15 protein-coding genes are annotated in these 13,611 nt (G+C 53.7%); 8 read left to right on the top strand and 7 right to left on the bottom strand.

Annotated features, from left to right (window positions below; genetic code table 11):
• Nucleotides 1-193 precede the first annotated feature (193 nt).
• Nucleotides 194-1,012 carry an FKBP-type peptidyl-prolyl cis-trans isomerase gene (fkpA, locus tag ACLJRH_RS07125; RefSeq protein ID WP_000838221.1) on the bottom strand — a complete coding sequence of 273 codons (819 nt, stop codon included), beginning with the start codon at nucleotides 1,010-1,012 and terminating at the stop codon, nucleotides 194-196.
• Nucleotides 1,013-1,231: 219 nt separating this feature from the next.
• On the opposite strand from fkpA, the gene ACLJRH_RS07130 reads away from it, so the two are divergent.
• Nucleotides 1,232-1,450 carry a protein SlyX gene (locus ACLJRH_RS07130; protein WP_001152701.1) on the top strand — a complete coding sequence of 73 codons (219 nt, stop codon included), beginning with the start codon at nucleotides 1,232-1,234 and terminating at the stop codon, nucleotides 1,448-1,450.
• A gap of 188 nt (nucleotides 1,451-1,638) precedes the next feature.
• Here ACLJRH_RS07130 and slyD read toward each other — a convergent pair whose 3' ends face one another.
• The 4 genes from slyD to kefG all read right to left on the bottom strand — a co-directional run bounded on the left by slyD (nucleotide 1,639) and on the right by kefG (nucleotide 4,890).
• The gene (gene slyD, locus ACLJRH_RS07135; RefSeq protein WP_000861341.1) at nucleotides 1,639-2,229 is read right to left on the bottom strand and encodes a peptidylprolyl isomerase; all 591 of its coding nucleotides are present in this window, start codon (nucleotides 2,227-2,229) and stop codon (nucleotides 1,639-1,641) included.
• Between the two features lie 94 nt (nucleotides 2,230-2,323).
• Nucleotides 2,324-2,524, bottom strand: a complete 201-nt coding sequence (locus ACLJRH_RS07140) for a YheV family putative zinc ribbon protein (protein WP_001007735.1) — start codon at nucleotides 2,522-2,524, stop codon at nucleotides 2,324-2,326.
• Between the two features lie 9 nt (nucleotides 2,525-2,533).
• Nucleotides 2,534-4,339 (bottom strand): glutathione-regulated potassium-efflux system protein KefB, encoded by a 1,806-nt coding sequence (gene kefB / locus ACLJRH_RS07145; protein WP_023136948.1) that lies wholly within the window; start codon nucleotides 4,337-4,339, stop codon nucleotides 2,534-2,536.
• On the bottom strand, nucleotides 4,339-4,890 hold the full coding sequence (kefG, locus tag ACLJRH_RS07150) for a glutathione-regulated potassium-efflux system ancillary protein KefG (RefSeq protein ID WP_000081820.1): 552 nt from the start codon (nucleotides 4,888-4,890) through the stop codon (nucleotides 4,339-4,341). Before kefG ends, kefB begins: the two co-directional genes overlap by 1 nt.
• Before the next feature lie 265 nt (nucleotides 4,891-5,155).
• Here kefG and ACLJRH_RS07155 point away from each other — a divergent pair, with 265 nt between their 5' ends.
• Nucleotides 5,156-7,063: an ABC transporter ATP-binding protein gene (locus tag ACLJRH_RS07155; protein WP_000634756.1), complete on the top strand. Its 1,908-nt coding sequence runs from the start codon at nucleotides 5,156-5,158 to the stop codon at nucleotides 7,061-7,063.
• Nucleotides 7,064-7,078: 15 nt separating this feature from the next.
• The gene (locus ACLJRH_RS07160; protein WP_001054030.1) at nucleotides 7,079-7,300 is read left to right on the top strand and encodes a LysR family transcriptional regulator; all 222 of its coding nucleotides are present in this window, start codon (nucleotides 7,079-7,081) and stop codon (nucleotides 7,298-7,300) included.
• Between the two features lies 1 nt (nucleotide 7,301).
• Here the strand turns inward: ACLJRH_RS07160 and ACLJRH_RS07165 are convergent, their stop codons facing one another.
• Nucleotides 7,302-7,613 (bottom strand): monooxygenase, encoded by a 312-nt coding sequence (locus tag ACLJRH_RS07165; protein ID WP_000047689.1) that lies wholly within the window; start codon nucleotides 7,611-7,613, stop codon nucleotides 7,302-7,304.
• Nucleotides 7,614-7,810: 197 nt separating this feature from the next.
• Here ACLJRH_RS07165 and ACLJRH_RS07170 point away from each other — a divergent pair, with 197 nt between their 5' ends.
• The 3 genes from ACLJRH_RS07170 to ACLJRH_RS07180 are packed head-to-tail and all read left to right on the top strand — an operon-like array spanning nucleotide 7,811 to nucleotide 10,014.
• Complete coding sequence (locus tag ACLJRH_RS07170) at nucleotides 7,811-8,878, top strand: hydrolase (RefSeq protein ID WP_001214115.1); 1,068 nt, start codon at nucleotides 7,811-7,813, stop codon at nucleotides 8,876-8,878.
• Nucleotides 8,875-9,093, top strand: coding sequence for a YheU family protein (locus ACLJRH_RS07175; RefSeq protein WP_000586568.1), 219 nt, complete (start codon nucleotides 8,875-8,877; stop codon nucleotides 9,091-9,093). Before ACLJRH_RS07170 ends, ACLJRH_RS07175 begins: the two co-directional genes overlap by 4 nt.
• A gap of 51 nt (nucleotides 9,094-9,144) precedes the next feature.
• Nucleotides 9,145-10,014, top strand: a complete 870-nt coding sequence (locus ACLJRH_RS07180) for a phosphoribulokinase (RefSeq protein WP_001274690.1) — start codon at nucleotides 9,145-9,147, stop codon at nucleotides 10,012-10,014.
• Nucleotides 10,015-10,109: 95 nt separating this feature from the next.
• Here the strand turns inward: ACLJRH_RS07180 and ACLJRH_RS07185 are convergent, their stop codons facing one another.
• Nucleotides 10,110-10,514, bottom strand: coding sequence for an OsmC family protein (locus tag ACLJRH_RS07185; protein ID WP_023136946.1), 405 nt, complete (start codon nucleotides 10,512-10,514; stop codon nucleotides 10,110-10,112).
• Between the two features lie 307 nt (nucleotides 10,515-10,821).
• Between ACLJRH_RS07185 and crp the strand changes: the two genes are divergently transcribed.
• Nucleotides 10,822-11,454, top strand: coding sequence for a cAMP-activated global transcriptional regulator CRP (gene crp / locus ACLJRH_RS07190; protein WP_000242758.1), 633 nt, complete (start codon nucleotides 10,822-10,824; stop codon nucleotides 11,452-11,454).
• Nucleotides 11,455-11,502: 48 nt separating this feature from the next.
• Nucleotides 11,503-13,590 (top strand): YccS/YhfK family putative transporter, encoded by a 2,088-nt coding sequence (locus ACLJRH_RS07195; protein ID WP_000269311.1) that lies wholly within the window; start codon nucleotides 11,503-11,505, stop codon nucleotides 13,588-13,590.
• Nucleotides 13,591-13,611 lie beyond the last annotated feature (21 nt).

Raw genomic sequence — 13,611 nt, forward strand, 5'->3', positions numbered from 1 at the left:
GTGAGGGTTCATCTTTCCAGTACTAATTTGTTCGTCTATTTCAGGCTACGTGTGCGTTGGCGGTCATTCAGCCTACGGTCTCGCCCTTAACGACCAGCGCAAGCGCCGTTATCCGCAAATCAAATTATGGTGAGTAATATATCCGGCCTGCATAAAAAAAACCGCCGCTATTACAAGCGGCGGCTCTCAGTTTTTATTTTTTAGCAGCATCTGCGGCTTTAGCGTCAGCCGCATCGGCAGGTTTAGCATCCGCTTTCGGCGCTGGTTTGATATCCAGCAGCTCTACGTCGAATACCAGGGTGGAGTTCGCCGGGATACCCGGAACGCCCGTTTTACCGTAGGCCAGCGCCGGTGGGATAACCAGCTTGATCTTGCCGCCTTTCTTAATATTTTTCAGGCCTTCAGTCCAGCCAGGGATAACGCCGTCCAGACGGAAGGAGAGCGGTTCGCCGCGCGTGTAAGAGTTATCAAACTCTTTACCGTCGATCAGCGTACCTTTGTAGTTCACCACAACGGTATCGCTATCTTTCGGCGCCTCGCCTGTGCCTTCTTTCTCTACTTTGTAAAGCAGACCGGTAGAGGAGGTTTTCACGCCTTTCTCTTTAGCAAAAGCGTCGCGGAACGTTTTACCTTTTGCTTCGTTATCGGCAGCGTCTTTTTCCATCTTCGCCTGAGCAGCGCTCTTCACGCGTGCTTCAAACGTCTGCAGCGTTTGCTCAATTTCCTGATCGGACAGTTTGCTCTTATCGGCAAAGGCATCCTGAACGCCGGCAATCAACTGATCTTTATCCAGTTTGATGCCCAACTTTTCCTGCTCTTTAAGCGAATTGTCCATGTAACGACCCAGCGAGGCGCCCAGCGCATAAGCCGCTTTTTGATCGTCGTTTTTAAATGCTGCTTTGCTATCAGCGGTAGCTGCCGGTTTCGCCGCATCAGCAGCAAAAGTGATCGGTGCGTGCATAGCAACGGCCATCGTAGTTGCCAGCAGCGTGGCTTTAAACAGTGATTTCATCCATATCTCCAGGGCCGGGGCATCTCGCCCCATGTTAACTTACGTAAGAAGCGTACTATAAATCGTTGCAGAACAAATCAACATACGAACACGCCCTATTATCACTTCTTTTCAGACTCTTTTTGTTTAAATTAGTTTCGTAGGGCGCGTAATGGTTGCTGTGAAAGCCGGTAAAGTTAAGTAGAATCCGCCGACGGAGACAACATAAAGAGGTACATCATGCAGGATATCACGATGGAAGCTCGTCTGGCTGAACTGGAAAGCCGTCTGGCGTTCCAGGAGATTACCATAGAAGAACTAAACCTGACGGTAACCGCACATGAAATGGAGATGGCGAAGCTGCGCGATCATCTGCGTTTGCTCACGGAAAAGTTAAAAGCCAGTCAGCCGTCAAATATCGCCTCTCAGGCAGAAGAAACGCCGCCGCCGCATTATTGAGACGAAAAAAAAGCGGGGTTAACCCGCTTTTTTTGTGCCCGATGATTTATCGAACCAATGATAATACCCTAAGGATTTCGAGTCACAGCAAGGCGGCAAGCTTGAAAATTCCCCGGGAGCATAGATAACTATGTGACCGGGGTTTGAAAGCGTAGCCAACACCACGGTGGCTTGAAAGACGACGGGGATTAGTGGCAACCGCAGCCGCCTTTACCACCGCCACCGCAGCAGCCTTCGCCGCCGTGCTCGTGACCATGATCATGACCATGACCGCCACAGCAGCCGTCTTCACCGTGATCGTGGTGGTGATCGTGCGCGCCGTGAACATGACCGTGAGCCAGTTCTTCTTCAGTCGCTTCACGAATCGCAACAACTTCGACGTTAAATTTCAGATTCTGGCCCGCCAGCATGTGGTTACCATCAACCACAACGTGATCGTCTTCCACTTCGGTAATCTCTACCGGTACCGGGCCCTGGTCGGTTTCCGCCAGGAAACGCATCCCTACCTGCAGTTCATCAACGCCCATAAAGACGTCTTTAGGCACACGCTGCACCAGATTTTCGTCATACTGGCCGTAAGCGTCGTTCGCGCCAACAGCGACATCAAATTTGTCGCCAACTTCATGGCCTTCCAGCGCGGTTTCCAGACCAGAGATCAGGGAGCCGTGACCGTGCAGGTAATCCAGCGGCGCACTCACCGGAGACTCATCAACCAACACACCGTCTTCTGTACGTACCTGATAGGCCAGGCTGACCACCAGGTCTTTTGCTACTTTCATGATATCTCCTGAGCATGGGAAGAATAGTGGCGCAGATTGTAGCGGAATTCTGCAGCCGTGTACCCCTTAGCTTAAAAAAACCTGCGGCATATCGCTAGTCCGGATGAAAAATCCCGATCACTTGCTCTTCTTTGCGAACATGCTCGCGAACGTCTTTATCCGCTTCCCGCATTTGATGCCCGCACTTAACGCATTCAACAATATCGACATTATTTTCACGCCACATCGCCATTGTATCCTGCGCCTGACAGGCCGGACATTTCGCGCCTGCAATAAAACGTTTACGGATTGCCATTGTTCACCTCTACTCAAATTCATCCCAGCCATCCAACTGGCGCCGTTCCTGTTGCATTTCGCGCTGAAAAATCTCCTCCAGTTCGCGTCGGGCCTCTCTGGCGCGCGAAATCTGTACCATGTCGCTATGCTCCGGGATCAGCTCCCGCAACATTCGCATATCCAGCCGACGAAAATGCAACTGCGCGCGTTGCGCCTGATGCGGATGCATACCTAACGACACCAGAGTTTTACGTCCCAATTCCAGCGCGCTGGAAAACGTTTCACGGGAAAACTGCGTGACGCCAGCCTGTAATAACTCATGGGCCTCCACACGTCCACGCGCTCGCGCAAGAATATGCAGATGAGGAAAATGCTGCTGACACAGCGCCACCAGCTTCATCGTGTCTTCCGGTTCATTACACGTGATGACTATCGACTCCGCCGCCTCCGCGCCCGCAGAACGCAGCAGCTCGACTTGTGCAGCGTCGCCGTAATACACTTTATAACCATATTTGCGCATCAGATTAACGGCGCCGATATCGCGTTCCAGCACGGTGATACGCATCTTATTCGCCATCAATAAGCGAGCGATCACCTGACCAAAACGGCCAAAGCCGACGACAATCACCTGGGGCTTATCATCCTCAACCCACGGCTTTTCATCATTCTCTTCCGGGCCATTAAGGCGGCGCGATAACCACTTATCAATCCCTTTCATCAGTAGCGGCGTGGTCATCATTGATAATGTGACAGTCACCAATAATAACGCCATCTGATCGCCCTGAAACAGGCGCTGAGAAGAGGCGGTAGAAAAGAGCACAAAAGCGAACTCGCCCCCCTGACTCAGCACGCTGGCAAACTGCATCCGTTCAGAACTTCTTATTCCATATAACCGCGCCAGCAGATACAGCGTCAGCATTTTTATGGCGACCAGAATAACAACGCTCGCCGCCACCCACAGTAAATGGGTATAAAGTACGCCGAGATTTAGCGACATACCGACGGAGATAAAGAACAGCCCAAGCAGTAAACCTTTAAAGGGATCGATAGCGTTTTCCAGCTCATGCCGGTATTCGCTCTCTGCCAGTAAAACGCCGGCAATGAAGGTTCCCAGGGCCATCGACAGTCCCAGCGCGTCCATAAATAAGGCGGCGCTCAACACCAGCAACAACGTCGCGGCAGTGAAGACCTCCCGCACGCCGGACGCAGCAATAAAACGAAATACCGGGCGCAACAGGTAACGACCGCCAATCAGCATTACCGCGAAGGCCAATACCTTCATTGCCACTTTAAACCAGTCGAAATGCTCGTCGGCCGATCCCGCCAATAAAGGTACCAACGCCAGCGCGGGGATCACCGCTAAATCCTGAAACAGTAAGACGGAAAACCCTAACTGCCCGGACTCGCTACGGTTCATGCCTTTCTCGCGCATCAGTTGTAGCGCCATCGCCGTCGAAGACATCGCCAGGCCAATCCCGCCGACGACCGCCGCCTGCCATAAGAAATCAGCAAGCATCAATAACCCCGCCAGCACCGCCGCGCTTAACAGCACCTGAGCAGCGCCGACGCCGAAGATAGAGCGCCGTAGTTGCCAAAGCCGGGACGGATTGAGTTCGAGACCAATGATAAACATCAGAAACACGACGCCCAGTTCGGAAAAGTGCAGGATCTCGTCAACGTCGCTGATAAATCCCAGCCCCCACGGACCGATGGCGATTCCCGCCAGCAAATACCCTAGCACCGCGCCGATGCCCAGCCTGGCGGCTAACGGCACCGCCGCCACCGCCGCGAAGAGGAACAACACTCCCGCGGTCAATAAATCAGCACCTTCCATCAATAGCCTCCCGCGCTCACAGGATTCGCCAGCCACTCGCCATAGGCTTTCGCATGACTGGCCAGCGTCTGCGGCGACTGGCGGCGCGCCCAGTACACAATAATGGGCGGCATCCAGTGCATCCGGCACATGGCCGCGGTCAGTTCAAAAGGGCGGAGTACATCGCTCATTGGATAGCGGTTTAGCGCGTCATACCGGTAAGCGCTCTCCGGCTCGCCGGTCGTAATCACGCTACGCCAGTACTTTCCCACCAGTTGGTTTCCCCCTGGTCCGCTGGCGAACCCCCGACTCAACACGCGATCAAGCCATTCTTTCAGTAAAGCCGGACAGCTATAGGTGTAAAGGGGATGCTGAAAAACAATGACGTCGTGCTCACGTAACAGGGCTTGTTCATAGGGCGTGTCGATAAAAAAATCAGGATAGCGCGCATAAAGATCGTGCACGGTTACGTTATTGTGCTGTATGGCCGGTTTAAGCAGTACCCGGTTAGCAACCGAGTCCTGAGATTCCGGATGGGCATACAACAGCAAGACTTTCGCTGGCTGAGACATCAATCCCCCTCCCGGTTGTTTTGGGTCGATACATGCCATTCTTCAGGCCGCTTCTACGTTGACAGCGTTTGTTCAACTCAGAAACGTACTCTATGTCCGCCGCTGGGGATTAATGAGAGATATTCTTGTCCCTCACCAAAGGCGGCCTGAATGATTTTGTGTATCGTTGTTGTTTTGAGCTACCATTGCGCTCCAGCGCGGCGGTACGCCCGAATATTACATTATCATAATGATAAATTAACATAGTCTGAACATACGGCGCCTTATGATTGTTTTCTCCTCGTTACAAATTCGTCGCGGCGTGCGCGTCCTACTGGACAATGCCTCGGCTACCATTAATCCAGGCCAGAAAGTCGGCCTGGTGGGTAAAAACGGCTGCGGTAAATCTACCCTGCTGGCATTGCTAAAAAATGAAATCAGCGCCGATGCCGGGAGTTTTACCCTGCCCGGAACCTGGCAATTAGCGTGGGTGAATCAGGAAACACCTGCGTTGCCTCAGCCAGCGATTGAGTATGTCATTGACGGCGACCGTGAATACCGGCATCTGGAGGCGCAGCTTAACGACGCCAACGAACGTAACGACGGACATGCTATCGCCTCCATACACGGCAAGCTGGACGCCATCGATGCATGGACCGTTCGCTCGCGCGCCGCCAGCCTGCTACACGGCCTCGGCTTCTCTAACGATCAGCTGGAACGTCCGGTCAGCGACTTTTCCGGCGGCTGGCGGATGCGCCTTAACCTGGCTCAGGCGCTGATTTGCCGCTCCGATTTACTGCTGCTCGACGAACCGACCAACCACCTCGATCTGGATGCCGTTATCTGGCTGGAAAAATGGCTGAAGAGCTATCCGGGCACCCTGATTCTGATCTCCCACGATCGCGATTTTCTTGACCCGATAGTGGATAAAATTATCCATATCGAACAGCAGACTCTGTTCGAGTACACCGGCAACTACAGCGCGTTTGAAGTTCAGCGCGCCACGCGCCTGGCGCAGCAGCAGGCGATGTATGAGAGCCAGCAGGAGCGTGTGGCGCATCTGCAAAGCTACATCGACCGTTTCCGCGCCAAAGCGACCAAGGCCAAGCAGGCGCAAAGCCGTATCAAGATGCTGGAGCGTATGGAGCTGATTGCGCCGGCTCATGTCGACAACCCGTTCCATTTCAGCTTCCGCGCGCCGGAAAGCCTGCCGAACCCGCTGCTGAAGATGGAAAAAGTCAGCGCAGGTTATGGCGATCGCATCATTCTGGAATCCATCAAGCTGAACCTGGTGCCCGGCTCGCGTATCGGCCTGCTGGGCCGCAACGGTGCGGGGAAATCGACGCTGATCAAGCTGCTGGCGGGCGAACTGGAACCGTTGCACGGTGAAATTGGCCTCGCCAAAGGCATTAAGCTCGGCTACTTCGCCCAGCACCAACTGGAGTTCCTGCGCGCGGATGAATCCCCGTTGCAGCATATGGCGCGTCTGGCGCCGCAGGAACTGGAGCAGAAGCTGCGCGACTATCTCGGCGGCTTCGGTTTCCAGGGCGACAAAGTAACGGAAGAGACGCAACGTTTCTCCGGCGGCGAGAAAGCGCGCCTGGTACTGGCGCTGATCGTCTGGCAGCGTCCAAATCTGCTGCTGCTCGATGAACCGACCAACCACCTGGATCTCGACATGCGTCAGGCGCTCACCGAAGCGCTGATTGATTTTGAAGGCGCATTGGTCGTCGTGTCGCACGACCGCCACCTGATTCGCTCCACCACTGACGACCTCTATCTGGTGCACGACAAAAAGGTCGAACCGTTCGACGGCGACCTGGAAGATTATCAGCAGTGGCTGAGCGACGTGCAGAAGCAGGAAAACCAGGCCGACGACGCGCCGAAGGAAAACAACGCCAACAGCGCCCAGTCACGCAAAGATCAGAAGCGTCGCGAAGCCGAGCTACGCACTCTGACGCAGCCGCTGCGTAAAGAGATTACCCGTCTGGAAAAAGAGATGGAAAAGCTCAACGCCCAACTGGCGCAGGCGGAAGAGAAACTCGGCGACAGCAGCCTGTATGACCCAAGCCGTAAAGCGGAGATGACCGAGTGTCTGCAACTGCAGGCCAGCGCCAAATCCGGGCTGGAAGAGTGTGAAATGGCATGGCTTGAGGCGCAGGAGCAGCTTGAGCAAATGATGCAGAACGACTAACGCGCGGGGCGGACGATGAACCTGTCAATCACCGATGACATTACCTTCCGCAAGCTCACCATCTTCATGATGTTTGTGGAGAAAGGTAACATCGCCCGCACCGCCGAGGCGCTGAACACGCTGGAAGAGAACGTTCGTTGTCCGCTGTTCGTCCATAAAGGCCTCTTCGGTACTCGTCCCGATATAAAGGTTACCGTTGCGGTCGGCAGCACCGGAACAGAAGCCTGCGTTATGTGATTTAGCGGCAAAGGTTGCCGTGATTTATTTTCGTCAGCGCGTCGTTCACGCCAAATAATTTAAACGTCACCTCATCAACGCCAAGATTTTTCAGACGCGCAGTGTGTTTTTTAATATAAGCCTGCGCCGTTTCTTCGGATTCAAACAAGTAAATGCCGCCAGCTTGCTGGTTTTTCTCGCTTTCTGTCCAGATTTTCCAGATGAAGCCCGGCTCCTCATTGATAGACTCCGCCAGCCCGACCAGTTGCTGAGTCATCTCCTCGCCAAAAGGGCCGCTAAAGTTAAAATGGATCTGTAAAAGTGTTTTCGACATGCCTTCTCCTTGAGTCACATAACTATCGTGTTGCCACACTACCACGATTAATTCGGCTGATGCAGAGGTTCACGCGATTTCTGTGGGGTATTGCGCGCGCCTTGCATACCGCCCCCTCTGGCGAAATGAGGCGCAATTTTATTTCGCCAGACGACCAATTGAACGTAAAATCACATATTGACTAATCTGTGAACCTTATGCGCGGTATAGTATTGTTTCCAATTATCAATTGTTCTGGTGCTATGGTTGAGATCACGTCCACAGAAATGACCCCGCCTGTCAATGACTCGCATGAATTTATTCCCATGCGTGGCATTCGTAATCGCCATTTACAAACTATGCTGCCGCGCTTAATCCGCCGCAAAGTGAAGTTCAACGCCCACTGGCAGCGGCTGGAGCTACCGGACGGCGATTTTGTCGATCTGGCATGGAGCGAAGAACCGCAACAGGCAAAGCATAAACCGCGGCTGGTGGTCTTTCACGGTCTGGAAGGCAGCCTGAACAGCCCCTATGCCCACGGGCTGATTGAGGCGGCGCAAAAGCGCGGCTGGCTGGGCGTGGTGATGCACTTTCGCGGCTGTAGCGGCGAACCCAACCGTCTGAATCGTATTTACCACTCCGGTGAAACGGAGGACGGAGCCTGGTTTTTACGCTGGCTACAGCGGGAGTTCGGTGCCGTTCCGACAGCCGCCGTGGGCTATTCGCTCGGCGGTAATATGCTGGCGTGCCTGCTGGCGAAAGAAGGCCGCGATATTCCCATAGAGGCGGCGGTGATTGTTTCTGCGCCTTTCGTTCTCGAAGCCTGTAGCTACCACATGGACAAAGGGTTTTCCCGCGTCTATCAGCGTTATTTGCTTAATCTGTTAAAAGCGAATGCGTCACGCAAGCTGGCGGCGTATCCCGGGTCGCTGCCGGTGAATCTGGCGCAACTGAAATCAATGCGCCGAATTCGCGAGTTTGACGACCTGATCACCGCGAAAATTCACGGCTTTGCCGACGCCATCGACTACTATCGTCAGTGTAGCGCCATGCCGTTGCTTAACCAGATTGCTAAACCGACGCTGATTATTCACGCTAAAGACGATCCGTTTATGGATCATCATGTGATCCCTAAAGCGGAAGATCTGCCCCCGCAGGTGGAGTATCAGCTGACTGAGCATGGCGGACACGTAGGATTTATCGGCGGTACGCCGCTGCGCCCTGAAATGTGGCTGGAACGCCGAATTCCTGACTGGCTGACAACATACCTGGAGGCGTCATCATGATCATTCCCTGGCAGGGGCTGGCCCCCGACACGCTGGACAACCTGATCGAAAGCTTTGTGTTGCGCGAAGGCACCGATTATGGTGAACATGAACGTTCGCTTGAACAAAAAGTCGCTGACGTAAAACGCCAACTGCAATCCGGCGAGGCCGTGCTGGTATGGTCTGAATTACATGAAACGGTCAATATTATGCCGAAAAAGCAGTTTCGCGAATAAAACGCCTTTGCCGACAATACATTATTACTAAAGCTCAATCATGGAGTTGCCATGTCAGCCAAACATCCGGTGATAGCAGTAACAGGGTCAAGCGGCGCGGGGACCACCACCACCAGCCTCGCGTTTCGTAAAATTTTCGCGCAGTTAAATCTGCATGCCGCCGAGGTGGAAGGCGACAGTTTTCATCGTTACACCCGCCCGGAAATGGACATGGCGATCCGCAAAGCGCGTGACGCCGGGCGGCATATCAGCTATTTCGGGCCTGAAGCCAATGACTTCAGCCTACTGGAACATACCTTTATTGAGTACGGGCAGACGGGTAAAGGCCAGTCGCGTAAATATCTGCATACCTATGATGAAGCCGTACCGTGGAATCAGGTTCCCGGCACGTTTACCCCCTGGCAGCCGCTTCCCGAACCGACCGATGTGCTGTTTTATGAAGGACTGCACGGCGGCGTCGTCACCCCGCAACATGATGTCGCGCGTCATGTTGATCTGTTGGTTGGCGTGGTGCCTATCGTCAACCTCGAGTGGATTCAGAAACTAATCCGCGACACCAGCGAGCGCGGACACTCCCGTGAAGCGGTGATGGATTCCGTGGTGCGTTCCATGGACGACTACATCAATTACATTACGCCGCAGTTCTCGCGTACCCATATTAACTTCCAGCGCGTGCCGACCGTCGACACGTCCAATCCGTTCGCCGCAAAGGGTATTCCCTCGCTGGATGAGAGTTTTGTGGTGATCCATTTCCGCAATCTGGAAGGGATCGATTTTCCCTGGCTCCTGGCGATGCTCCAGGGCTCGTTTATTTCTCACATTAATACATTAGTGGTGCCGGGCGGCAAAATGGGACTGGCGATGGAGCTGATTATGTTGCCGCTGGTGCAGCGATTAATGGAAGGCAAAAAAATCGAATAACCGCGGTGAAATGCCCGATGGCGCTACGCTTATCGGGCCTACGAGATAAAAACGGGTAGGCCGGATAAGGCCACGCCGCCATCCGGCATCACGTGTTACGCCGCAATCACTTCATACGAATGGGTAATATTGACCGCTTTTTCCAGCATTAGCGCCACCGAGCAATATTTTTCCGCGGAGAGATCGACAGCGCGCGCAACGGCAGCCTCTTTCAGATCGCTGCCGGTAACGATAAAATGCAAATTAATGTGCGTAAACAGGCGCGGCGCGTCTTCCCGGCGCTCGGATGTCAGCTTCACTTCGCAGTTGGTGACATTCTGACGGCCCTTTTGCAGGATTGATACCACATCAATAGCGCTACATCCGCCAGCCGCCATTAATACCATCTCCATCGGACTCGGCGCTTTGTCACCGGAGCTACCATCCATTAAAATCTGGTGGCCGGAGGAGGACTCTCCGAGGAACGTGAGCCCTTCAACCCACTTTACACGCGCTTGCATATTTCGTAACTCCAATGTTTCAATTTTCCTGAAAGATTACGCGCATACAACAAAAGTCGCAATGGAAGGCGACCTGGGTCATGCTGAAGCGAGACACCAGGAGACACACGGCGAAAGCTATGCTAAAACAGACAAGATGCTACAGTAATACATTGACGTACTGCATGTATGCAGAGGACATCACATTACAGGCTACAATCTATTTTCGTAGCCCCCTTCCCAGGTAGCGGGAAGTATATTTTTGCAACCCCAGAGACAGTGCCGTTTTCTGGCTCTGGAGACAGCTTATAACAGAGGATAACCGCGCATGGTGCTTGGCAAACCGCAAACAGACCCGACTCTTGAATGGTTCTTGTCTCATTGCCACATTCATAAGTACCCGTCAAAGAGCACGCTGATTCACCAGGGTGAAAAAGCAGAAACGCTGTACTACATCGTTAAAGGCTCCGTGGCAGTGCTGATCAAAGATGAAGAAGGGAAAGAAATGATCCTTTCTTATCTGAATCAGGGTGATTTTATTGGTGAATTGGGCCTGTTTGAAGAAGGCCAGGAACGCAGCGCCTGGGTACGTGCGAAAACCGCATGTGAGGTCGCTGAAATTTCCTACAAAAAATTTCGCCAATTAATCCAGGTCAACCCGGATATTCTGATGCGTCTCTCTTCCCAGATGGCTCGTCGCTTACAAGTCACCTCTGAAAAAGTAGGTAACCTCGCCTTCCTTGACGTCACCGGGCGTATCGCTCAGACGCTGCTGAATCTGGCGAAACAGCCCGATGCCATGACGCACCCGGATGGGATGCAGATCAAAATCACCCGTCAGGAAATTGGCCAAATCGTCGGCTGCTCCCGCGAAACCGTTGGTCGTATTTTGAAAATGCTGGAAGATCAAAACCTGATCTCCGCGCATGGCAAGACCATCGTCGTCTACGGCACCCGTTAATTCCGTCAGAATGGCGCGTTTTATCATGCGCCATTTTTGTTTGCATCGATGTGGCGAAGACTGATTTATCACCCAGAGATTAATTACGCACTACGGCAAACGCTGGTGCTGTGCCTGCCTGTGGCTGTCGGTTTATTGATAGGCCAACTACACCTGGGCTTGCTTTTCTCTCTCGTTCCCGCCTGCTGCAACATTGCAGGTCTGGATACCCCGCACAAACGTTTTTTTAAACGCCTGATCATCGGCGCGTCGCTGTTCGCCGGATGCAGTCTGGTAACGCAACTTCTGCTGGCGGAATCCATCCCCCTGCCGTTGATCCTGACCGGGCTCACGCTGGTGCTTGGCGTGACGGCGGAAATTAGCCCGCTTCACGCGCGGCTACTGCCAGCGTCGCTGATTGCCGCCATCTTTACCCTGAGTCTTGCGGGATACATGCCCGTCTGGGAGCCGCTGCTCATTTATGCGCTGGGCACGCTATGGTACGGCGTGTTTAACTGGTTTTGGTTCTGGCTATGGCGCGAACAGCCGCTGCGCGAGTCATTGAGTTTGTTATACCGTGAACTGGCCGATTATTGCGAAGCGAAATACAGCCTGCTCACCCAACATATCGATCCGGAAAAAGCGCTGCCTCCCCTGCTGATACGCCAGCAAAAAGCGGTCGATCTCATTACCCAGTGTTACCAACAGATGCATATGCTTTCGGCGCACAACAATAATGATTACAAGCGCCTGTTGCGGGCTTTTCAGGAAGCGATGGATTTGCAGGAGCACATCTCCGTCAGCTTGCATCAGCCGGAAGAGGTACAGAAACTGGTAGAACGCAGCCATGCGGAAGAGGTGATTCGCTGGAATGCGCAAACGGTCGCCGCCCGCCTGCGCGTGCTGGCGGATGACATTCTTTATCATCGTCTGCCGACGCGCTTCTCCATGGAAAAACAGATTGGCGCTCTGGAGAAGATCGCCAATCAGCATCCTGAAAATCCGGTAGGCCAGTTCTGCTATTGGCACTTCAGTCGAATCGCCCGTGTGCTGCGTACTCAGCGGCCGCTGTACGCCCGCGACCTGATGGCCGATAAACAGCGTCGCCTGCCGCTACTTCCGGCGCTGAAAAATTATATGTCTCTTAAATCGCCGGCGCTACGCAATGCCGGACGCATCAGCGTGATGATGAGCATCGCCAGTCTGATGGGCAGCGCGTTGCACCTGCCTAAACCGTACTGGATCCTCATGACAGTGCTGTTTGTCACCCAAAACGGCTATGGCGCGACGCGCGTACGTATTCTGCATCGTTCGGTCGGAACGCTGGTCGGCCTGGTGATTGCCGGCGTCACGCTGCACTTACATATTCCCGAAAGCATTACGCTGGCGGTCATGCTGGTACTAACGCTGGCAAGTTATCTGATTATTCGTAAAAACTACGGCTGGGCGACGGTCGGCTTTACGGTGACGGCGGTATACACCATCCAGTTACTGACGTTAAACGGAGAGCAGTTTATTGTGCCGAGGCTGATCGATACGCTGATTGGCTGTTTAATTGCCTTTGGCGGCATGGTCTGGCTGTGGCCGCAATGGCAAAGCGGGCTATTACGTAAAAACGCCCATGATGCGCTGGAAGCCGATCAAGAAGCTATCCGACTGATCCTCAGTAACGATCCGCAAGCCACCCCGCTCGCTTATCAAAGAATGCGGGTCAACCAGGCGCATAACACGTTATTCAACTCGTTAAATCAGGCAATGCAGGAACCCGGGTTCAATACCCACTATCTGTCGGATATGAAACTGTGGGTCACGCACAGCCAGTTTATTGTCGAGCATATCAACGCCATGACGACGCTGGCGCGGGAACACACCATGCTGACGCCGGATCTGGCGCAGCGCTATCTGGAATCTTGCGAGATTGCGATTCAGCGCTGCCAGCAGCGCCTGGAGTACGACAGGCCAGGCGGCTCCGGCGATGTCAATATTCTGGAGTCGCCGGACATGCCGTCACATGGCTTATTGAGCACTCTGGAACAACATTTACAGCGCATCATTGGCCATCTGAACACCATGCACACCATTTCGTCGATGGCCTGGCGTCAGCGTCCGCATCACGGTATCTGGCTGAGTAAGCGGCTACGGGATACAAAAGGTTAAGACCGGCTGCCGGATACGCTA

Origin of the sequence: Salmonella sp. SAL04162 (assembly GCF_046551535.1) — a bacterium.
GTDB classification, from domain to species: domain Bacteria; phylum Pseudomonadota; class Gammaproteobacteria; order Enterobacterales; family Enterobacteriaceae; genus Salmonella; species Salmonella enterica.